The following is a 21,866-nucleotide window of genomic DNA, read 5'->3' as shown; positions in this document are numbered from 1 at the left end:
TCCGATCAGCTCGGAAATTCGCCGCGTTCGAAGTCGTCGTCGAGCGTGATCGAATCGGCGATCTCGTCGACGGTGACGGGTTTGATCGGTGCGCGAATGCGGTAATAGCCGACGTCGGCTACGCTGCGGTGCTGCACCTGCGCGATCAGTTCGCCCACGGTCGTGCCGCACCAGCGGCCCTGACAGGGGCCCATTCCGCAGCGCGAGAATGCCTTCATCTGATTCGGTCCCTGGCAGCCGAGCGCTGCGATGCGCCGGATCTCGCCCGCGCTGACTTCTTCGCAACGGCATACGGTCACGTCGTCGTCGGGACGGCGCAGCGCGAGAGGCGGTGTGTACAGCGCGTCGAGCAACGGGCGTACGGCAAGATGGCGGGTCAATGCGCGTTGCGCGGGTGCGCGGCGCGTGTCGTGCCATGCCGCGTCGAGCTCGCGTGCGATGTCGAGCGCCGCGAGCGTGCCTGCGAACGTGGCGGCTTTCGCGCCGCCAATGCCCGCACCGTCGCCGGCAATCCACACCTGCGCAATGCTGCTACGCCCGCGCGCATCGGTGCGCGGGCGCCAGCATGCGGACGACGCATCCCATTCGTGCTCGCAGCCGAGCGAGCGGGGCAGTTGCGTAGACGGAATCACACCTTGATGCAGCAGCACGAGCGATGTGTCGATCACCTGCCGCGCACCGCTTGCATCGACAAAGCCGACGCGCTCCGCACGCGCATCGCCTTCGATCGACAAGCCGCTCGCGCCGCGATAGACGGGAATGCCGGAGCGTTTCACCGCGCGCAGCATGCGCCAACCCTTGAGCAGATAGTCCGCGCCCGCGAGCGCGGGCAACGCGTGCGGCAGCGCCGCGCGCCATGCATCGCGCGGCGTCGTGTCGATGATGGCGCGCACCCGCCGTCCGGCCGCGAGCAATTGCGACGCGAAGAGCCACAAGAGCGGTCCGCTGCCCGCGAGCACGGCGTCCTGGGCGGGCGCGAGCCCCGACGATTTGAGCAGCGTCTGCGCCGCGCCGACGCCCATCACGCCCGGCAGCGTCCAGCCGCGCACGGGCCACGGCCGTTCCTGCGCGCCGGTAGCGATGAGCACGGCGCGGGCAGCCACTTCGAGCGTGCCGCCTGTCGCGTCATGCGGTCTGCGCGTGAGCATCGCGATGACCTGGCGGTTTTCGTGCGCGATCTGCCAGACCACGGAGCGCGCAAGATACGTTGCGCCGCAGCCGGCAAAACGCTCGATTAACGCGTGCCCCGCGAGATAGTCGGCGCCGAGGACGCGTGCATCGGCGAGAGGCGATTGCGCGGCGTTGCGATAGATCTGGCCACCGGGTGCTTCGCCTTCGTCCGCAATGGCGACGTTCAGACCCGCTGCGCGTGCTTCGATTGCGGCGGACATGCCCGCCGGACCGGCACCGACGATCAGCAGATCGCATTGGAGTTGCGTCATGCGAGCCTCGCCTTGCCCGCCATCGCGCGGACCTGCATGCCGTCGCGCACACGCGTCATGCACGCCTGCACATTCGGCACGCCGTCGACTTCCACGAGGCAGTCGAAACACACACCCATCATGCAAAACGGGCCCCGTGGCGCGCCGCTCACGGGCGTCGTCCGGCATGCGGGCATCGCGCCTTCGAGCAGGGCCGCGGCAATCGTGTAGTGCGACGGCACGTGCCGGTGAGTGCCGTCGATCGCAATACGGACCGTGGGCGACGGCAAGGTGTCGAGAGATTCAAAGAGCGTGGACATCGTTCTGATTCGAAAAGCGGGTCGCGACGAAGGGGTCGAGAATCGAGGGCTTGTCGCCGCCCGCGATCCATGGCGCGATCACGTCCGCGTGGGCGGCGGCGAGCGTCACGCCGCTATGGCAGATCGCGATGAATGCGCCGGGATGCACGCGCGATTCTTCGTAGACGGGCAGCCCGTCCGGCGTCATGATGCGCAGCGCTCCCCACGAGCGCACGATGCGCGCATGCGCGAGCAGCGGAAATGCGGTGCGGGCGCGTCGCGCGATGTCGGCCATCACCGCGCGCGTCTGACCGTCGTCGAAGCCGACGGCCTCCGCCGAGTCGCCGAGCAGAACGGAGCCCTCGGGAGTTTGCCGCACGACCAGCGTCGGATAGTCGAGAAACGGCGCTAACCGTTCCGTGACCATGATCTGCCCGCGCAATGGCGTGATCGGCGCATGCATGCCGACCATCGGCGCGAGTCGCGCGTTATCCAGTCCGGCGGCAAGTACCACGCGCTCTGTCTCGAGTATTCCGCTCGCGGTCTCGACTTCGAAACGTGCGGCACGTCGCCGGATTTCGCGCACTTCGTCGCGCGGCAGATAGGTTCCGCCGCGAAGCACGAACGCCTGTTGCATCGCGCGCAGCGTGTAGAGCGGACTCGCGTGGCCGTCGTGCGGCGAATACAACGCGCCCGCCAGCGCCTCAGATGCAGCGGGCACACGCGCCTTCAGTGCCTTTGCATCGAGTACGTCGTAGACCAGCGACGGGTCTTGCGCGCGAATCGACTCCAGCAGTTGTCGTCCGGCTTCGAGTTGTTCGACCGTTTCGCAAAGTTCGATTCCGCCGGGCCGCTCGAAACCGGCGTCGACACCGGTTTCGTTCTGCAACTGCCGGGCGAACGCGCCCCAACGCTCGGACGATTCCCGCGACCACTGTGCGTACGGCAGACAGCGACCGCCCTTGCCCTGCACCCAGACGAGCCCGAAATTGCCGCGCGCCGCACGGTGCGCGGAGTCGGCGCCGTCGCATACGGCGACGCGCAGATTGGCGCGCGCGAGGCCATACGCGATGGCCATGCCGACGAGTCCGCCTCCCGCGACGACCACGTCGAATCGGCGCACTGTGTTATGGGCCTGCTGATGCTGCATAAAAAGAGTTTCCTGCGTGTCTGATGACTTCAGACGCACTGTGTCCGCGGCAAAATCTTTCGTCAAATGACGTTTTTTCGGTTGGCTATAATCCGATGTTATGGACACGATGGACTTCAAAATTCGCCAGGTCGAAGCATTTCGCGCCGTGATGCAGCGGCATACGGTAACGCGTGCCGCTGAATCGCTGCATGTTTCGCAGCCGGCGGTGAGCCGGCTTCTCGCCGATCTGGAAACCCGCATTGGCTTCGTGCTGTTCGATCGGCAGCAGGGCCGGCTCGTGCCGACGGCCGAAGCCCGTGTGCTGTTCGAGGAAGTAGAGCGCGCATTCGTCGGGATGGACCGCATTGCGCAGGTCGCCCAGCAGATCCGCTCGATGCGGCGCGGGTCTTTGCGCGTGGCGGGCTCGCCTGCGGTCGCGCTCGACCTGTTGCCGGCGGTCATTGCGCGTTTTGTCGAGCGTCATGCAGGCATCGACGTCAGTCTGCTTGCACACAGTGCAACGACGGTGGTCGAGAAGGTCGCCTCCGGTCTATGCGACGTGGGCCTGATTGCAGAACCGATTCCGCATCCCGCTGTAAAAAGCGAGCGGCTGCCGAATGTGTGGATGAAGTGCATCGTTCCACGCGGGCATCGGCTCGCGCGCAAAAGTTCGCTTGGTCCCGCCGACCTGCGAGGCGAACGCTTTATTTCATTTCCGCAGAGCTTCGATGCGCGCAGCGTGATCGACAGGGTCTTCGTCGACGCGGGAGTGACGCGCGACCTCGTGATCGAGGCGCAGCTTTCTCAAGCGATTGTCGCGCTGGTGGCAAACGGTGCAGGGGTAGCGCTCATTGACCCGGTCACTGCGGCGTATGCGAGTGCCCGGGTTGTGGTTAAGCCGTTCACGCCGGCGGTGGCGGATCACTTCTATATCGTGACCAACCCACAGCAACCAATGTCCGTCGTGGCCGAGAAATTCTGCAAGGACATGCGCGACGCGTTTGTGAGTCTGACGGGGCTGCACCGGTAAAGCCGTCGAAAACCGGTGAAGCGCGGCGACGTGATTAGCACCGAATCCCAGTTTGCACAATCCAGTCGCGGTCGGATACATTATCAAGTCGGCATCGGTGCATTTTGGCTTTAACGAGCCCCATCGGCTGGCCCGGCCGGTGGCGGCCCGCTCCAGCCGTTTCCGAAACGATGATGCCGACTCGATAACAGCCCCGACTGGGGTAGCGAAGATGTGCTCAGAAGAACTGCATGACACGCCAAGCCAGAGTGGCTTGCCCGCCAGCGCCTTCGCACTCCGTATGAGGCACCTGATACACAGGAGACAGCGATGGACCAGTTGCAACGCGAGCACATCGAAACAGTCCTCCTGACGACCACCAGTGGATCGGCGGCAGGCGCACGCGCGCACGATGCGATCATCCAGACTTCGTGGCAGCGTTGCGTGCACCAGTACGGTCTTGATCCTGCCCGCATGCGGGAGGCACGCATCCTGCCGCAGTTCCGCTTGCGCGAACATCAGCAACGTATCGACGATTTCACGCGGATCGCCCGTCACGGCCTCGACACCTTGTATAGCCAGGTGGGAGGAATGGGCTACGTGGTCCTGTTGACCGATGCCGACGGCGTCACTGTCGACTTTCGCGGCGATGCCAATACGGACGCAGCGCTGCGCCGCGCCGGCCTCTATCTGGGCGCCGAATGGAGTGAGAACGGCGCGGGCACCTGTGCGGTGGGTACTGCGCTCGCGACGGGCCAGGCTCTGACAGTACATCAGGACGACCATTTTGATGCGACGCACATTCCATTGACCTGCACCGCTGCGCCGCTGTTCGATTCGTATGGCCAGCTCAACGCGATTCTCGACATCTCTGCACTGTGTTCACCGCAGGCCAAATACAGTCAGATGCTTGCGTTGCAACTGGTGCGCATGTACGCGAACCGCATCGAGGACGCCAATTTCCTGCGCCGGCACCGGCAGGACTGGATGCTCAAGCTCAGTCCGGCTCCCGAGTTTCTCGATGTCAATCCGGAGTATCTGATCGCGCTCGACGCCGGCGGCCGGATCTCCGGCCATAACCGCCGTGCGCAGCAAATGCTGATAGCCGAGCCGGGCGTCGAGACCATGGGCCAGTCTCTGCTCGGCATGCGATTCGACGAGCTGTTTGATGCACGCGCTGAAGACCTGGGCCGCTTTGTTTATTCGCGGCCCAGCGAGCAGCGCGTGCTGCGGTTAAGCCGTAGCGGGAAACGGCTGTATTTGAGCGTGATGCCGCCCGTGCTGCGCTTGCATCATCCGATGCAGGACGACGTAGCGCCGCCGCTGCCAGCCGTGCTGGCCGCGCTATGCGGTGGGGACGCGGCATTACAGCAGCAGTTGCAGCGTGCTGCCAGGCTGATCGATTCGCCCATCAATCTACTGATCAACGGCGAGACCGGTAGCGGCAAGGAATTTCTGGCCAAGGCACTGCATCGAGCCAGCTCACGTCGCAATGGGCCGTTCATCGCAGTCAACTGCGCGGCGATCCCTGAAGCGCTGATCGAGAGCGAACTGTTCGGACATCTGCCCAACAGCTTCTCGGGCGCCGGTTCGAAACCGAAGCGCGGCCTGATCGAGGAGGCCAACGGCGGCACGCTATTTCTCGACGAGATTGGCGACATGCCGCGCGAGCTGCAGTCGCGTCTACTCCGCGTGCTGTCCGAAGGCGAGGTGCTGGCGATCGGCGCTTCGCGTCCCGTGCCTGTCGACGTGCGGGTGATTTCGGCCACCCACCATCCGCTCGACCAGTTGATCAGCACCGGGCGGTTTCGCGAGGACCTGTACTACCGTCTCAACGGCGCGCGCCTCGTACTGCCGCCGCTGCGCGAGCGCAGCGATCTGGACTGGCTGGTGCAGAAGCTGCTCGCCGTGCCGGAGGCAGGGTCCGGCTTCACGATTTCGGAAGCGGCGCGTGCGCGGCTGCATCGGCACCGCTGGCCGGGCAACCTGCGCGAACTGCGCAATGCGCTCGAATATGCGAGGGCGGTTTGCAGCCACAAACACATCGAAGCGGATGACCTCCCCGAAGGCATAGGCGACACAGCAAAGGAAACCGTCGCGGAGCCTGCGTGTTCCGATCCGGCCGCGCATCCGGCCCATGTGTCGCAAGGAAACACGTTGCCGCCCGAGGGCATCGTGCTCATGCAGCACCTGCGTGCCGCGGGCTGGAACCTGAGTGCCGTCGCGCGCGAGATCGGTATCAGCCGCATGACACTGTACCGCCGCATGGCGCGCTACGGGATTCAGTCGCCTAACCGCAGCGACGCCAAAGCAGGCGATATCTCGCGCTGACTGCGCGGCTGCCGCGTGCCGCCGATACGCGTGTCCAGCATGATGCAACTGCACGTGTGACACCTGTCACGGCACCCTGCCGCGTCTGTACATTTCGCGCCCTTATCTCCGGGTTATCACCTGGGTTTTCTGTCCGATTGGATCGACACGTCATTGGCATAGCAGTTGCAGTAGGTGGGCCTGTCAAAACAAGTACATCAGGAGACAGGCATGCGCGAACCTGCGCCGGTTCGTTCGCCGCTGGTCGGCATCATCGCCAATCCCGTTTCGGCACGCGACATCCGTCGGGTCATCGCAAACGCGAACAGCCTGCAACTGGCCGATCGCGTGAATATCGTGCTGCGGCTGCTGTCTGCGCTGGCCGCAGGCGGCGTTGGCCGAGTGCTGATGATGCCGGATCGGGAAGGGTTGCGGGCCATGCTGCAGCGGCACCTTGCGCGCTCTTTTGGGCCTGACGCCACGCTGGCGGCGGTCGATTATCTGAACATGGCTGTCACCGGCAGCGTGGACGACACGTTGTGCGCCGCACGAATGATGCGAGAGGCCGGTGTGGCGGCTATCGTGGTCCTCGGCGGTGACGGCACGCATCGCGCGGTGGTCCGCGAGTGCGGCGACGTGCCGATCGTCGGGCTTTCCACCGGTACCAACAACGCTTTTCCAGAAATGCGCGAGCCCACTATCACCGGGCTGGCTACCGCGCTGTTCGCAAGCGGGCGCATTCCGGCGCGGTGCGCGCTCGCGAGTAACAAGCGCCTCGAAGTGACGATTCGCGAGCCCAACGGTGCGGTGCACACGGATATCGCACTGGTCGACGCGGTCATCTCCCGCGAGCAATACATCGGCGCACGCGCGGTGTGGAAGACCGACATGCTGACGGCGGTGTATGTGTCATATGCGAGTCCGCAGGCAATCGGCCTGTCCGCGATCGCGGGCCTGCTCGAACCGGTCGGCCGGCACGAACGCGGTGGCCTCGCCATCGAACTGGGCCGACACGGGCAATGCGCGTTCGAGCTGATGGCGCCCATTGCGCCCGGACTGATGCGGTCGGTGCCGGTCGCCTGCTGGCACCGCCTCGAGCATGCCGTGCCAGAGCGTGTGCAGCACGGCGCCGGCATCGTCGCACTCGACGGCGAGCGCGAGCTGGCGTTCGATAAGGATGACGAAGTATTCATGATGCTGCAGGAAAACGCTTTTTCCAGCATCGACGTGGCCGCGTGCATGAGCTACGCCGCTGACGCGCACCTGATGCGCCGCGCCGCGGGCGCGGCCCTGTCCGATCCCGAATTCCGCCTCTTCACCCCCCAAACCTGAAAAAAGGAGACAAACATGCAAGCAGACATCGATGCAGGGCAGGCCCGGCTGCCCCTGGACAAGGAGGCGCTGCTCGCGGTCTATCGAAAGATGCGCACGATCCGCGAGTTCGAGGAGCGGCTGCACGTCGACTTTGGCCGTGGCGACATTCCTGGCTTCGTTCACCTCTATGCCGGCGAGGAAGCGACCGGCGTCGGCATCCTGCATCACCTGGGTGACGGCGATCGCATTGCGAGCACGCATCGCGGACATGGCCATTGCATCGCCAAGGGTGTGGACCCCGTGGCAATGATGAAGGAGATCTACGGTCGTAAAGGCGGCTCCTGCAACGGCAAGGGCGGCTCGATGCATATCGCGGATCTGTCGAAGGGAATGATGGGCGCCAATGGCATTCTCGGTGCCGGTGCGCCGTTGATCTGCGGCGCGGCGCTGGCCGCCAGGTTCCGCGGCAAAGGCGAGGTGGGCATTACCTTTTGCGGCGACGGCGCGTCGAACCAGGGCACGGTTCTCGAAAGCCTGAACCTGGCGGCAGTCTGGAATTTGCCGGTGATCTTCGTGATCGAGAACAACGGCTACGCCGAATCCACTGCGCGCGAATACGGCACGGCCGTGGACAGCTATGTGGATCGCGCAGCCGGCTTCGGCATTCCTGGCGTGACGGTGGACGGCACCGACTTCTTCGCCGTGTACGAGGCCGCGGGCGAAGTCATCCGGCGCGCGCGCGAAGGCGGCGGCCCGTCGTTGCTCGAATGCAAGACGGTGCGCTTCTTCGGCCACTTCGAAGGGGATGCACAGACTTATCGCGGCCCCGGCGAACTCGACGACATTCGCAGCAACAAGGATTGCATCAAGAAGTTCGTGCAAACGGTGGTGCGGGCGGAAGTGATTACGCGCGACGCACTGGATGCGATTGATCGCGAAGTCGCGGCGTTGATCGAGCATTCGGTCGTGGAGGCCAAGGCGGCCCCGCTGCCGGGCCCCGACGATCTGCTCGCGGACGTCTACGTCAGCTACTAGAAATCACCGTGCGACGACCCATCCAATAATTCCATCCATCAGGAGACTCCATCATGGCCAGAAAACTGAGTATGAAGCTGGCGATCAATGAAGCGATCGACCAGGAAATGACCCGCGACCCGACTGTGATCATGCTGGGCGAGGACATTGTCGGCGGCGCCGGCGCGAACGGTGAAACGGACGCGTGGGGCGGCGTGCTCGGCGTAACGAAGGGCCTGTACGCCAAGCATGGCGACCGTCTGCTCGACACGCCGCTGTCCGAGTCCGCTTACGTCGGGGCGGCCATCGGCGCCGCCGCGTGCGGCATGCGGCCGATTGCCGAACTCATGTTCATCGACTTCATGGGTGTGTGCTTCGACCAGATCTACAACCAGGCCGCCAAGTTTCGCTACATGTTCGGCGGCAAGGCCGAAACGCCGGTCGTGATCCGCGCGATGGTCGGCGCCGGTTTCCGGGCCGCCGCCCAGCACAGCCAGATGCTCACGCCGTTGTTCACGCATATTCCGGGTCTCAAGGTGGTGTGCCCGTCCACGCCTTATGACACCAAGGGGCTGCTGATCCAGGCTATCCGCGACAACGATCCGGTGATCTTCTGCGAACACAAGAACCTGTACGGCCTCGAAGGCGATGTGCCGGAAAGCTCGTACACGGTGCCGTTCGGCGAGGCGAACATCGTGCGCGACGGCAAGCACGTATCTATCGTCACCTACGGCCTGATGGTTCATCGCGCACTGGAGGCCGCCACGGCACTGGCCGCGGAGGGCATTGAAGCGGAGGTCGTGGATCTGCGCACGCTGTCGCCGCTGGATATCGATACCGTGCTCGAAACGGTCGAGAACACGGGCCGTCTGGTTGTGGTGGACGAGGCCAGCCCACGCTGCAACATCGCGACCGATATCTCGGCACAGGTAGCTCAACATGCGTTCGGCGCGCTCAAGGCCGGCATCGAGATGGTCTGTCCGCCGCATACGCCGGTGCCGTTCTCGCCCGTGCTCGAAGACCTGTACCTGCCCAGCGCCGCACGGATAGCGGACGCGGCGCGCCGCACGATGAAAGGAGGGAAGAACTGATGGCCGCGATTACCCCGATCGTCATGCCCAAGTGGGGGCTGGAGATGCGCGAAGGCACGGTGCAGGACTGGCTGGTTCGGGAAGGCGAGCGCATTGAAGTTGGAACGGCGCTGCTCGACGTGGATACCGACAAGATTTCCAACTCGGTGGAAGCACCTGATGCGGGGCTGCTGCGCCGCATCGTTGCGCAGAGCGGCGAGACGCTGCCCGTCAAGGCGTTGCTTGGCGTGCTGGCGGAGATGGACGTAAGCGATGCCGAGATCGATGCATACATCGCCGCTTTCGAGGTGCCCGCCATCGACGGCGACGACGAGGACGCCGGCCCGGCGTTCGACTACGTGGAGGTGGACGGCATCCGTGTGCGCTATGCGCGACGTGGGCCGGAGTCGGGCACGCCGGTGCTCTTCATCCACGGCTTCGGCGGCGATCTGAACAACTGGCTTTTCAACCTCGATGCAGTGGCTGAGGCCCATCCGGTGATCGCGCTCGATCTGCCTGCGCACGGCCTGTCCCAGGTGCGGCTCGCGGGCACGACGCTGCAGGAACTGGCCGCCTTCGTCGGCCGCTTCCTGGAGGCCATCGATGTGCCGTCGGCCCATCTGGTCGGCCACTCGATGGGCGGCGGCGTGGCCGCGCAACTGGCGGTGGATGCGCCGGGCAAAGTCCGTTCGCTGGCGCTGATCGGCAGCGCCGGCCTGGGCGACGAAGTCAACGCCGAATACACCGACGGCTTCGTGCGCGCGCAGTCGCGCCGCGAACTCAAGCCCGTGGCCGAACTGCTGTTCAACGACACGGCGCTCGTAAGCCGACAGCTTCTGGACGATCTGCTCAAGTACAAGCGGCTCGACGGTGTCGGTGAAGCGCTCGGCGCGCTCGGCACCCAGCTATTCGGCGGCGGCAGGCAACGCGAGCAGCCCGGCCGGGCGCTCAGCCGCTTCGACGGGCCGGTGCTGGTGGTTTGGGGCCGCGAGGATCGCATCATTCCCAGCGCCCATGCGGCCGCCGCGCCTGCCGGCGCGGTAGTGGAAGTGCTCGAGGGCGCCGGCCACATGCCGCAGATGGAAAAGGCCAACGAGGTGAACGCGCTGCTGCGCCGGCACCTGGGCTAGTGAGGCCGGCCGGTGCTCGCGAGGGCAATCTGTGAAGCGATGCACCTCGCGACGAGCCGGTCGGTTGCGGACGAAGAAAACGCTGAGGTGCCCTCGGGCACCTCATTCAAAACAAACCGGAGAATCTGCAACGATGAAAGCAGCACGTTTTTATGATCGCGGGGACATTCGCATCGAAGACATTCCCGAACCCGTTGTCGAGCCGGGCACCGTCGGCATCGACGTGGCATGGTGCGGCATCTGCGGCACGGACCTGCATGAATTCATGGAAGGGCCGATTTTCATTCCGCCATGCGGCCATCCGCATCCGATCTCCGGAGAGTCCGCTCCGATCACCATGGGGCATGAGTTCTCGGGCGTGGTGTATGCAGTAGGCGAAGGCGTGACCGATATACAGGTTGGCCAGCATGTGGTGGTCGAGCCTTACATCGTGGCCGACGACGTGCCCACGGGGCCGGGCGAAAACTATCACCTGTCGAAGAACATGAATTTCATCGGTCTGGGCGGGCGCGGCGGCGGCCTGGCCGAAAAGATTGCCGTCAAGCGTCGCTGGGTGCATCCGGTTTCAAGCGCCATCCCGCTGGATCAGGCCGCGCTGATCGAGCCGCTGTCGGTCGGCCACCATGCGTACACCCGCAGCGGCGCGAAGGCGGGGGATGTCGCCTTGGTCGGCGGCGCGGGTCCGATTGGCCTCTTGCTGTCGGCCATTCTCAAAGCCAAGGGCCTGCGTGTGATCGTGACGGAACTGAGCGCGAAGCGTAAGGAAAAAGCCCGCGAATCCGGCGTGGCCGATCACATCCTCGACCCGTCCGAAGTGGACGTGGCCGCGGAAGTAATGAAGATCACCAGCGGCAAGGGCGTCGACGTGGCGTTCGAATGCTCGAGCGTGAACAAGGTTCTGGACACGCTGGTGGCCGCTACCAAACCAACCGGCGTGGTGGTGATCGTATCCATCTGGAGCCATCCGGCAACTGTCAATGTGCACAGCGTAGTCATGAAGGAGTTGGACGTGCGCGGCACGATTGCGTACTGCAATGACCATCAGGAAACCATCAAGCTGGTGGAGGAAGGCAAGATCGATCTGGCGCCGTTCATCACGCAACGCATCCAACTGGACGAGCTGATTCGCAAAGGATTCGACACCCTGATTCATAACAACGAATCGGCCGTGAAAATCATCGTTCAGCCGAGACTGAAGTAAGCAGGGCTCGCGTGTGACAGGGGCATGACTGCCTGTTCGGACCTCCGGTCGCCTGGCCGTTCGTGAACGAGCCGCAGCCCGGACACCATATCAAGGAGACATTCATGCAGCACACTTCTCTTCCGCTCGCCGGCAAAGTGGCCGTCGTGACCGGTGGTGCGCGCGGCATCGGGCGTGGCATCGTCATGGCGCTGGCCGAGGCGGGCGCCGACATGCTTATTGCCGATCTGCTGGAGGACGAGATGCTCGCCACCCAGCAAGCCGTGCGAAGTCTCGGCCGCAAGGCGCTGGTGCGCCGCGTGGACGTGACGGACGCTGCGCAGGTGCAGGCCATGGTCGATCAGTCCGTGGCCGAATTGGGCGGGCTCGACATCATGGTCAACTGCGCGGGCGTCATCAACATTCACCCGGTCGCGGAGCTCACCGAGAAGGACTGGGACTTCGTAATGGACGTCAATGCCAAAGGCACCTTCCTCGGCTGCAAGGCAGCGCTGGGGCCGATGCTTGCGCGGCGCTCGGGACGCATCATCAACGTGGCTTCCATCGCGGGCAAGGAGGGCTTTCCCAACCTTGCGCACTACAGCGCGTCCAAATTTGCCGTGGTCGGCTTTACCAACGCGTTGGCCAAGGAGGTGGCGCAGGAAGGTGTCACCGTGAACGCCATTTGTCCCGGCATCGTGCGTACTTACATGTGGGACCGCCTCGCCGACGAGTGGAAGAACGAAGGGGAATCGGTGGAGGACTCGTGGGCTCGCCACCAGCTCACGCTCATTCCGCAGGGGCGTGCGCAGACGCCACAGGACATGGGGCAAATGGCGCTATTCTTCGCGACGATGGACAACGTGACCGGCCAGTCCGTCAACGTGGACGGCGGATTTACGTTTCACTAATCCACGAAGCACCGCTGCGCCGGCTTGCGCCAGTTCGATTTAGGGGCCTATGCCATTTGACATTGTTCACTTCGACGCCGACACCACCGATCCCCTCGCGGCAGAGGCGCAGTTGCTGTCGCTGGCCGAGACGGGCCGGTGCGTCGCGCATTTATGGCAGGCGCCGCGCTCGCTGGTGGTGCCGCGCAGCTACCGGCGCTTCGCGGCCTTGGAGCGTGCTCGCGCCGAGTTTGCGGAGCAGGGATGTCCGGTTTTTCTACGCATGTCGGGCGGTGGGCTCGTGCCGCAGGGGCCTGGAATCCTCAACCTGAGCGTCGCCTATCGGGTACGGGGCAGCGCGGGCAGGAATTCCGAGGCGGTTTATCGGCATCTGTGTGAAATCCTGCGCGACGCGCTGGCCACATTCGGGCTTCACACGCATTGGGAGGCGGTGGAAGGCTCGTTCTGCGACGGACGCTTCAACCTCGCCTGGGGACAGCCGGGCGACGCGCAAAAGCTCGCCGGCACGGCGCAATACTGGCGCGCCGTGCGAACGCACGCGGGTGGGGCGCATGCGTCGCTGTACGCGGTCCTGGCTCATGCGGTGTTGCTGGTCAGCGCCGATCCGCAGGAGATCAATCAGCGCGCCAATGCTTTTGAAGACGCCATTGGAAGCGGGCGGCATTACGAAGCCGGGCGCGTCATCAGCGTACAGCAGGCGCTTTGCCGAACAGGGCTGATGCCGCCGGACGAACTGATGCAATCGGTCCTGGCGGCGCTGCGTGCGAGCGTAATGGCTGCGCCGCCGCCGGTCGGCAACGAGGATTGAACGCGGTGGCGGACTGAAGCCGGCGCGGGGAGGCTTCGCCACCCCGCATGCTGAAGCACCACGGTTGCATCGCATTGCAGCTCCGTCGCTTGGCTCGACCTGCACTGATCCGATCATTGTGCGGCGTAGATACTCCAATTAGAATTTTTAACGCCTGCCAACGAATGAGTCCGAGCCGGAGCGGTTGAATGCATATCCTGATCGTCGAAGACGAGCCCAAAACCAGTGCATACCTCAAGAAAGGCCTTGAAGAATCGGGCTTCTCCGTCGACCTTGCCAGCGACGGCGCGGAGGGCCTTCTGCTCGCTCAGGAGCAGGACTACGACGTGATCGTGCTCGACGTCATGCTCCCGACCATGGACGGCTGGGCCGTGCTCAAGGTGCTGCGCGCGACGCATGCCACTCCGGTGCTGTTCCTTACCGCCCGAGACGACGTGAACGACCGCGTGCGCGGCCTTGAACTCGGTGGCGACGATTACCTCGTCAAACCGTTCGCGTTTGTCGAATTTCTGGCTCGCGTGCGCACGCTGGCGCGGCGCGGTCCGCCGCGAGAAAGCGAAAGGCTCGCGGTCGGCGATCTGGAGATGGACATACAGCGGCGGCGCGTGAAACGCGGCGCAACGCGTATCGATCTGACGCCCCGCGAATTCTCGCTGCTGCAACTGCTCGTGCGCCGTCAGGGCGAGGTGCTGAGCCGCACGCAGATCGCCTCATACGTGTGGGACATGAATTTCGACAGCGATACGAACGTCGTCGAGGTGGCGATTCGCCGCTTGCGCGCGAAGATCGACGACGCTTTTCCCGTCAAGCTGATCCAGACCGTGCGCGGCGTTGGCTACGTAATCGAAGCGAAAGACCCGGACTGATGGCCGCGCGCTCGCTGACCGCCACGCTTGCACTCGCTTTCGCGGGCACGACGCTGCTCGTGTTCGCGCTGGTCGGCAGTGCGCTGTACTTCGCGCTCGACCGCCAGGTCAAGCAGCAGGACGACCTGGATATCGTGCTGATCGCACGGCACACGCGGCGTCTTGCGCAGGAGCTCAATACGCTCGACGAACTGCGCAGTCACGGCGACCGTCTCACCAGCCAGGTGCTGGGCAACCTCGCGCTCTCCATGGAAGTGCGCGATTCGCAGCGCAAGCTGCTGTTCGAACACAACACCGCTGCCATTGCGGACCCGACGACGCCGTCGCCCGCGCTCATGAAACGCGTCGGCGCCTCGCAACGCATCACCGAGGCCGACATCGCCGAGTGGCGCACCGCGCAGGGGGTGCCGGTGCGCGGACTCGCCGCAGATGCGGTGCTGCGCGACGGCACCGAGGTGACGATTATCATCGCGCGCAATATGGCGGACCGCTGGCGTCTGCTCGACCGGTATCGCGAGCGGCTCTATGTCGCGGGTCTCGCGGGCATGCTGCTCGCGTTCCTGATGAGCTGGTTGCTGGTGCGCGAGTCGTTGCGGCCATTGCGCGCAGTGACCCGGAGCGCGGCCACGGTCACCGTAGACCAACTGCACACGCGCATCGAAGCCGACGGTGCGCCGAATGAACTGGCCGCGCTCATCGTGTCGCTGAATGCGATGCTGGACCGCCTGCACGGCGGCTTTGAACGCATGTCGCAATACACGGCGGACCTCGCGCACGATATGCGCACGCCGCTTGGCAATCTGCGCGGATCGACTGAAGTCGCGCTGTCACGCCCGCGTTCGGCCGACGAATATCAGTCCGTGCTCGCATCGAATCTCGAAGAGTGCGAACGCCTGTCGCGGATGATCGAAAGCGTGCTGTTTCTGGCCCGTGCCGAGAACCCGCAGTTCGTCAAGACGCTGACGCAGGTCGATGCGCAGCAGGAGCTCTCGCGCATCGCCGAATACTTCGAGGGCGTTGCCGAAGAAGCCGGCGTGCAAATTCGCGCAACAGGCGCGGGCCGGTTGCGCGCTGACGTCGAGCTATTCCGGCGCGCGGTCAACAATCTGCTTGCGAATGCGCTCCGCTATACGCCGCGCGGGGGCATCATCACATTGGATGCACAGAGCCCCGCCGAGGCTCCCCATACGCTGCGTGTGACGGTGGCGAACGAAGGCAGGCCGATCGATCCCGCCTTGCTCGAGCGGGTGTTCGACCGCTTCTATCGCGTGGACCCGTCGCGCAAAAGCGAGCCCAATGCGTCCGGCTCCGCGGGGTTGGGTCTTGCCATTGTGCGCACAATCATGGAACTGCACGGCGGCAGCGCGCATGCCGAAAGCGACGCAAGCGGTACACGCTTCATCCTGACGTTTGCAGCCGCGTAGACGGCGAGTTCGGTGGCGTGCTCGCCGCCGTGCTCCCGGTGTCATGCAGCGACGTGCGGCGCCAGCCGCCGCCCAGCGCTTTTAGCAACTGCACACTGGCATCAACCCGCCGTGCTTCGATCAGTTCCTGCGTACGTTCATTCGTCAGCGCGATGGTTTGCGCGGTCACCACATCAAGGTAGCTCACGGCTCCTGCCTGATAGCGGTTCGTTGTCAGCTTCAAAGACAACTCAGCGGCCGACGTCGCGCGCTGCTGGCTGTCCGCTTCGCTAGCCAGCGTCGTCAGCGTGGACAGGTTGTCTTCCACTTGCTGGAACGCGCTCAGCACGGTCTGCCGGTAATCCGCCACTGCGCTGTCGTACTGCGCGTTCGCACCCTGCAACGCGGCATGGCGACGGCCGCCGTCGAACAGCGTGCCGGCCAGTTGCGCGCCCAGCGACCAGAACAGGCTGGGCGCCGTGAGCCACGGCGCAAAGAACGTGCTTTCGAGTCCCGCAGTGGCCGACAACGTCAGGTCGGGATAGTAGGCGGCACGCGCTTCGCCGATCTGAGCATTGGCCGCCGCCACGCGCCGCTCGGCTGCTGCGATGTCCGGCCTGCGTTCCAGCAGTTGCGATGGAACGCCGGTCGGAATCTGCGGCAACGCAACGCTTTTCACTTCACTCGTCAGTGTGAACGACGACGCGGGCACGCCGATCAGCGTAGCGATCGCATGTTGAAGCTGCGCGCGTTGCACGTCGATGTCCGTGTCCTGGCTGCGGGTGCTTTCCAGTTGCGTCTGCGCCTGCGCGACGGCCGAGGCATCGATCGCACCGTCCTTCAACTGCTGTTGCACGATCCTCAAGGCCGCGGCATACGCGGTAACGCTGTCGTCGAGCAGCTTCTTCTGACGATCGAGCGAACGCAGGTCGAAGTAATCGGTTGCGAGGTCGCTCGCGACCGACAGGCGCACGGCCTGAAGATCCGCCTCGCTTGCCTGCGCGTTGTCGCGCGCATAGACGGTCGCATTCTTCACCCGGCCGAACAGGTCGGGTTCCCAGCTCGCGGTGACGCCCACCGAGTAGTCGGGCACAGTCTTTCCCGCGAGCGAATGTCCGAGCACGTTCTGCGACAACCTCGCGCGCGACTGCGCCGCGCCCGCGGTCACCGTGGGTGCATAGCCGGCACGCTGGTAGTTGAGCATCGCGCGGGCGGCCTGCAGTTGCGCTACCGCTTTCGCCACGGTTTGATTCGACACATCGACGCGCGCTTCGAGCTGGTCCAGTTCGGCGTCGTGAAAGAGGGTCCACCACGGGCCTGGCGGCTCGGCATCGGCTGGCGCAGCGACGCTCCAGCCGGGCGCCGCCGCACCTGCGTATTGAGTGGGCACGGCCGCTTCCGGTTGATGATAGGCAGGCAGCGTCGAACATGCGGTCAACGCGCAGGCAGTGACAATAGCCGCGCTGCGACGGGCGAATGGACGAAGAGGAGTGAGCATGGTCGGTCTCCTGAATCGCTTAACCGTGCTGTGCCGCGGGTGCGGCGACGCGCACCGGCTGGCCGTCCGCGAGCGCATCGCCCGGATTGTCGATCACCTGGTCCGTTGACGTGACGCCGGTCGCGACTTCAACGTAGGTGCCGAAGTCCCGGCCGATCGTCACCTTGCGCAGATGCGCGCGGCCGTCCTGTCCGATCACCGCAACCGTCGCGCCATCGGGTCGGAACAGCAATGCGCTCACCGGAAGTTCGAGCGCGGGGTGCTGCGTGCGCAACGCCAGATGAACCTGCGCGTACGCGCCGGGCAACAACGCGCCGTCGCGATTGTCGACATCGATCTCCACGCGCAGCGTCCGGCTGACAGAATCGATTGCGTCGGCGCTGCGCGCGACGGTCGCGGCAAAGGAGCGGCCCGGATACTGCTGGGTCGTCAGATAAACCCGCGTGCCCGTGCTGATGCTGCCGGCATCGTCCTGCGGCACGTTCACGTAAACCCGCAAGCGGTCGGTCTGCTCGACGTGGAAAAGCTCTCCCGGCGCACTCGCAAGACCCGGCGCTCCTCCTGAGGTGACGAGCGCGCCGACATCGACGTTGCGCACCGTGACGACGCCGTCGAACGGCGCGGTGACTTTCTCGTAAGACACGAGCTCGCTCAAGCGCGCGACGTTGGCCTGCGCCGACGCGAGCGCGGCGAGTTTTGCGGCGCTGTCGCTCGTCTTTGAATCGGCATCCTGTTGCGACACCGATTGCGTTTGCAACATCGTCTGCCAGCGGCGTGCGGTGCTGTCGGCGAATGCGTAGTTGGCCTTGGCGGTGGCCACGTCGGCGCGTGCCTGTTGCAACTGGGCGTCGAGCTCCGGCGTTTCGATGTCGGCGAGCGTCTGTCCGGCCCGGACTTTCGTGCCGATGTCCGCGTACCAGTGCCGAACGTAGCCGCTCGTGCGCGCATAGATCGACGCGTCGGCATACGGCATCACCGAACCGGGCAACAGCAGTTCCTGCGAAGCCGGCGCCGGTTTTGGCCGGATAGCATCGACAACCGTCTCGCGTTGTGCTGCAACCTGTTGCGAGAGTTCGGTGCTCGCATAAAGGCGCGGCACGATTCCGATTGCGAGCAGGGCCGCTGCAATCGCCAACAGGGCGCCGGGCAGCAGAAGCGCGCGGCGCTTCGTGGTTTGCGCGGCGGTGTCGTTGGGCGTGGGTACGGCAGGCACCGTCGATGCGTGGCCATCGCGGTCCTGCGGTGGGATGGACTGAGTCATGGCTTTTCCTTATCAGGCTTGAGTGTTCACTGGCACGGCGGCAGAGCGAGCCGCGCGGCGCCGCGCGAGCCACCCATGCACCGTCCCGAACACGACGGGTACGAACATCAGCGTCGAGAGCGTGCCGAATGCCAGGCCGCCAATCACCGCGCGGCCGAGCGGGGCGTTCTGTTCGCCGCCGTCGCCGAGGCCGAGCGCCATCGGCAGCATGCCGATCAGCATGGCGAGCGCGGTCATCAGCACCGGCCTGAAGCGGTTAAAGCCCGCGTCGAGCGCGGCGGCAAGCGGCTCCATGCCGGCCTGCAACGACTCCCGCGCGGTGTTGATCACGAGAATGCTGTTTGCCGTTGCAATGCCGATGCACAGAATCGTTCCGGTGAGGGCGGGCACGCTCAGCGTGGTATGCGTCGCGAACAGCATCCATGCAATGCCCGCGAGCGATGCCGGCAAGCCGCTGATGATGATGAGCGGGTCCAGCCACGACTGGAAATTGACGACCATTAGCAGGTAGACGAGCGCAATCGCGAACACGAGCCCGGCGCCGAGACCCGCAAACGACTCGTTCATCGACTGCACCTGGCCGCGCATCACGATCGACGAGCCGGGCGGCAACTGCGCGCGCGCCGCGTCGACAATTCTGGATACGTCGGCGGCGACGCTACCCAGATCGCGTCCCTGCGTCGCGGCGAATATGTCGAGCACCGGCTGCACGTTGTAGTGCGAGACCACCGCCTGCTGCGAGCTGCGCTTCAACGTGCCGAGCGTGCCGAGCTGGTTCTGTGGCGCGACGGTCGCCGGATTCGTGGTCAACGGAATGTTCGAAAGCGTTTGCAGCGAGTCGATGTCGTACTGCGGCACCTCGGCGAGCAGCGGGTAGCTCACGCCGTTCTTCGGGTCGAGCCAGAAGTTCGGCGTGGTCTGCGAACTGCCCGAGAGCGCGATCAACATGTTCTGCGCGACGTCACGCTGCGTGAGGCCCGCCTGTATCGCTTTGGTCCGGTCGACGTTCACGTCGATGGTCGGCGCGTCGCCGGGCTGCTGGATGCGTGCGTCGACGAGACCGCGCACACCGCGCAACTGCGCAAGCAGCCGGTCGGCCACCACGCGGTTCTTGTCGAGCTGATTGCCCACGATCTGCACGTCGATAGGGGCGGGCAGGCCGAAGTTCAGAATCTGGCTGACGATGTCGGCGGGCAGGAACGCGAACGTCACACCCGGAAACGACGTGGCGAGCACGTTGCGCAGTTGCGCGACGTATTGCGCGGTGGGTTTGTGCTTCGGCTGCAGCGTCACCAGAATATCGGCGTCTTCGGGGCCGACCGGATCGGACGAGTCGTAGGTCAGATTGATGCCGCTGACAGGCACACCGATGTTATCGAGCACGGCCGCCTGATCCGACGCCGGGATCACGCTGCGAATCTTTGCTTCGACCCGATCGGTGATGCGCGCCGTCTCCTCGATGCGAGTGCCCGTCGGTGCGCGCAGATGCAGCCGGATCTGACCGGTATCGACGGCAGGGAAGAAGTCGCGGCCGGCGAACGGAACGAGGGTCAAAGACGCAAGACACAGCGCGACATATACGGGCAGAAAACGTCGGCGTCCCGCTATCGCGCGTCCCAGCATCGCACGATAGCCGCTGCGCAGCGCTTCGAAGTGCCGTTCGAAGCGCGCCTGAAAACGCGTTAGCGCGGCGAAGCGTCCGTGCGCAGCGTGGTCTTCTTTGGACGGCGCGCGCATCAGATACATCGCAAGCGTCGGGATCAGCGTGCGCGAGAAGAAGTAAGACGCGCACATGGCGAATACCACTGCTTCCGCAAGCGGCACGAACAGATAGCGCGCGACGCCGGACAGCAGGAACATCGGCACGAACACAATGCAGATCGACATGGTGGACACGAACGTCGGCACGGCGATCTCGCCTGAGCCGTTCAGTATCGCGTCATGCAACGGCTCGCCCTTTTCCAGATGATGCGTGATGTTTTCAATGGCCACCGTCGCGTCGTCGACCAGAATACCGACAGCGAGCGCAAGGCCGCCAAGCGTCATGATGTTGATGGTTTGTCCGAGCGCTGCAAGCGCAATGAACGACGTCAGCACGGCGAGCGGAATTGTCACGGCAATGATCAACGTTGCGCGCCAGCTGCCGAGAAACAGCAGAATCATCGCGGCCGTCAGGCATGCGGCGATCAGCGCTTCGCGCACCACGCCAGAAATGGCCGCCTTCACGAACACGGACTGATCCGATAACGGGATGATGTGCAGGGCTTTCGGCAAACCGGCCGAGATTTTCGGCAGCATGTCCTTGACCTGCTGGATGATCGTCAGCGTCGACGCGCTGCCGGTCTTCTCGACCTGCAGCAGGGCGGCGCGCTTGCCGTCGCTGCGCACGATGTTGGTCTGCGGCGCATAGCCGTCGATCACATGCGCGACGTCGCGAACGTACACCACGCCGCCTTGCACCGTCTTGATGGGCAGGTCGTTGAGTGCAGCGACGGTCTGCGTGCTGCCGTTCATCTCGACGTTGTATTCGCGCGAGCCAATTTTCGCGGTGCCGCCCGGCAGAATGAGGTTTTGCGCGTTGACTGCGTTGACCACGTCGATCGGTGCGAGTCCTTTCGCCTGCAGCGCCTTGGGATCGAGCTCCACCATGATCTGGCGGATCTTGCCGCCGAACGGCAGCGGCACCGCCGCCCCTTGCACGGTGGCCAGCTGGGTGCGGATGAAACTGTTGCCGAGATCGTAGAGCTTCTGTTCGGGCAAGGTGTCGCTGGACAGGCCCAGTTGCAGGACGGGCACCGTCGATGCGTTGTAGGTGATGATGTTCGGCGGCAAGGTGCCGGGCGGCAGGATTCGCAGGATCGACGCCGAGTTCGATGCAGCTTCGGCGATGGCCCGGTTAATGTCGGCGCCGGGGTGAAAGAAGATCTTCACGACCGAGACGCCGTTCAATGACTGCGACTCGATGTGCTCGATGTCGTCGACGTCCGTCGTGAGCGCACGCTCGTAGTTCGACGTGATTCGGTGCGCCATGTCTTCGGCGGAAAAGCCGTTGTACGACCAGACAATGCTGACCACGGGAATGTCGATGTTCGGAAAGATATCCGTCGGCGTGCGCATGATCGCGAGCGGGCCGAGAATAAACAGCAGCACAGCCATCACGATGAAGGTATAGGGCCGCCGCAGGGCCAGTCGGACTATCCACATGACATTTCCTTGGACGATGGGCTCGAGGTGACCGTG

17 protein-coding genes are annotated in these 21,866 nt (G+C 64.5%); 11 read left to right on the top strand and 6 right to left on the bottom strand.

Going from position 1 to position 21,866, the window contains the following annotated elements; genetic code table 11:
• Window positions 1-5: 5 nt before the first annotated feature.
• Genes JNB89_RS14290 through JNB89_RS14280 form a run of 3 tightly spaced genes read right to left on the bottom strand, consistent with a single transcriptional unit; the run spans window position 6 to window position 2,870 of the window.
• Window positions 6-1,442, bottom strand: coding sequence for an NAD(P)/FAD-dependent oxidoreductase (locus tag JNB89_RS14290; RefSeq protein WP_220362612.1), 1,437 nt, complete (start codon window positions 1,440-1,442; stop codon window positions 6-8).
• Complete coding sequence (locus JNB89_RS14285) at window positions 1,439-1,741, bottom strand: (2Fe-2S)-binding protein (protein WP_220362611.1); 303 nt, start codon at window positions 1,739-1,741, stop codon at window positions 1,439-1,441. The genes JNB89_RS14290 and JNB89_RS14285 overlap by 4 nt, the downstream gene beginning before the upstream one ends.
• Window positions 1,725-2,870 carry an NAD(P)/FAD-dependent oxidoreductase gene (locus tag JNB89_RS14280; RefSeq protein ID WP_220362610.1) on the bottom strand — a complete coding sequence of 382 codons (1,146 nt, stop codon included), beginning with the start codon at window positions 2,868-2,870 and terminating at the stop codon, window positions 1,725-1,727. The genes JNB89_RS14285 and JNB89_RS14280 overlap by 17 nt, the downstream gene beginning before the upstream one ends.
• Window positions 2,871-2,979: 109 nt before the next feature.
• On the opposite strand from JNB89_RS14280, the gene JNB89_RS14275 reads away from it, so the two are divergent.
• From JNB89_RS14275 to JNB89_RS14225, 11 genes are all read left to right on the top strand, one after another.
• Window positions 2,980-3,882 (top strand): LysR substrate-binding domain-containing protein, encoded by a 903-nt coding sequence (locus JNB89_RS14275; protein WP_431026589.1) that lies wholly within the window; start codon window positions 2,980-2,982, stop codon window positions 3,880-3,882.
• 309 nt (window positions 3,883-4,191) lie between these two features.
• Window positions 4,192-6,192, top strand: coding sequence for a sigma-54-dependent Fis family transcriptional regulator (locus tag JNB89_RS14270; RefSeq protein WP_220362608.1), 2,001 nt, complete (start codon window positions 4,192-4,194; stop codon window positions 6,190-6,192).
• Window positions 6,193-6,402: 210 nt separating this feature from the next.
• The gene (locus tag JNB89_RS14265; protein ID WP_220362607.1) at window positions 6,403-7,503 is read left to right on the top strand and encodes an ATP-NAD kinase family protein; all 1,101 of its coding nucleotides are present in this window, start codon (window positions 6,403-6,405) and stop codon (window positions 7,501-7,503) included.
• Between the two features lie 15 nt (window positions 7,504-7,518).
• Window positions 7,519-8,520 (top strand): thiamine pyrophosphate-dependent dehydrogenase E1 component subunit alpha, encoded by a 1,002-nt coding sequence (locus JNB89_RS14260; RefSeq protein WP_013339663.1) that lies wholly within the window; start codon window positions 7,519-7,521, stop codon window positions 8,518-8,520.
• 53 nt (window positions 8,521-8,573) lie between these two features.
• Entirely contained in the window at window positions 8,574-9,590 is a 1,017-nt protein-coding gene (locus JNB89_RS14255) for an alpha-ketoacid dehydrogenase subunit beta (protein WP_220362606.1), read from the top strand.
• Window positions 9,590-10,699, top strand: a complete 1,110-nt coding sequence (locus tag JNB89_RS14250) for an acetoin dehydrogenase dihydrolipoyllysine-residue acetyltransferase subunit (RefSeq protein ID WP_220362605.1) — start codon at window positions 9,590-9,592, stop codon at window positions 10,697-10,699. Before JNB89_RS14255 ends, JNB89_RS14250 begins: the two co-directional genes overlap by 1 nt.
• Before the next feature lie 133 nt (window positions 10,700-10,832).
• Window positions 10,833-11,900, top strand: coding sequence for a 2,3-butanediol dehydrogenase (locus tag JNB89_RS14245; protein WP_220362604.1), 1,068 nt, complete (start codon window positions 10,833-10,835; stop codon window positions 11,898-11,900).
• Between the two features lie 104 nt (window positions 11,901-12,004).
• On the top strand, window positions 12,005-12,790 hold the full coding sequence (locus JNB89_RS14240) for an SDR family NAD(P)-dependent oxidoreductase (protein ID WP_220362603.1): 786 nt from the start codon (window positions 12,005-12,007) through the stop codon (window positions 12,788-12,790).
• 49 nt (window positions 12,791-12,839) lie between these two features.
• Window positions 12,840-13,598, top strand: coding sequence for a lipoyl protein ligase domain-containing protein (locus JNB89_RS14235; RefSeq protein ID WP_220362602.1), 759 nt, complete (start codon window positions 12,840-12,842; stop codon window positions 13,596-13,598).
• 188 nt (window positions 13,599-13,786) lie between these two features.
• Window positions 13,787-14,464, top strand: coding sequence for a heavy metal response regulator transcription factor (locus JNB89_RS14230; RefSeq protein WP_013339657.1), 678 nt, complete (start codon window positions 13,787-13,789; stop codon window positions 14,462-14,464).
• Window positions 14,464-15,888 (top strand): heavy metal sensor histidine kinase, encoded by a 1,425-nt coding sequence (locus JNB89_RS14225; protein ID WP_220362601.1) that lies wholly within the window; start codon window positions 14,464-14,466, stop codon window positions 15,886-15,888. The genes JNB89_RS14230 and JNB89_RS14225 overlap by 1 nt, the downstream gene beginning before the upstream one ends.
• Here JNB89_RS14225 and JNB89_RS14220 read toward each other — a convergent pair.
• Genes JNB89_RS14220 through JNB89_RS14210 form a run of 3 tightly spaced genes read right to left on the bottom strand, consistent with a single transcriptional unit; the run spans window position 15,863 to window position 21,830 of the window.
• On the bottom strand, window positions 15,863-17,365 hold the full coding sequence (locus tag JNB89_RS14220; protein ID WP_220362600.1) for an efflux transporter outer membrane subunit: 1,503 nt from the start codon (window positions 17,363-17,365) through the stop codon (window positions 15,863-15,865). The genes JNB89_RS14225 and JNB89_RS14220 overlap by 26 nt on opposite strands.
• A gap of 19 nt (window positions 17,366-17,384) precedes the next feature.
• Window positions 17,385-18,626: an efflux RND transporter periplasmic adaptor subunit gene (locus JNB89_RS14215; RefSeq protein WP_220362599.1), complete on the bottom strand. Its 1,242-nt coding sequence runs from the start codon at window positions 18,624-18,626 to the stop codon at window positions 17,385-17,387.
• A 12-nt stretch (window positions 18,627-18,638) separates the two neighbouring features.
• Window positions 18,639-21,830 carry an efflux RND transporter permease subunit gene (locus tag JNB89_RS14210; protein ID WP_220362598.1) on the bottom strand — a complete coding sequence of 1,064 codons (3,192 nt, stop codon included), beginning with the start codon at window positions 21,828-21,830 and terminating at the stop codon, window positions 18,639-18,641.
• Window positions 21,831-21,866 lie beyond the last annotated feature (36 nt).

This window comes from Paraburkholderia phenoliruptrix (assembly GCF_019511605.1).
Classification (GTDB): domain Bacteria; phylum Pseudomonadota; class Gammaproteobacteria; order Burkholderiales; family Burkholderiaceae; genus Paraburkholderia; species Paraburkholderia phenoliruptrix_A.
Note: the sequence above shows the minus strand (reverse complement) of the source record. Positions and strands in the feature narration are given on the sequence as shown.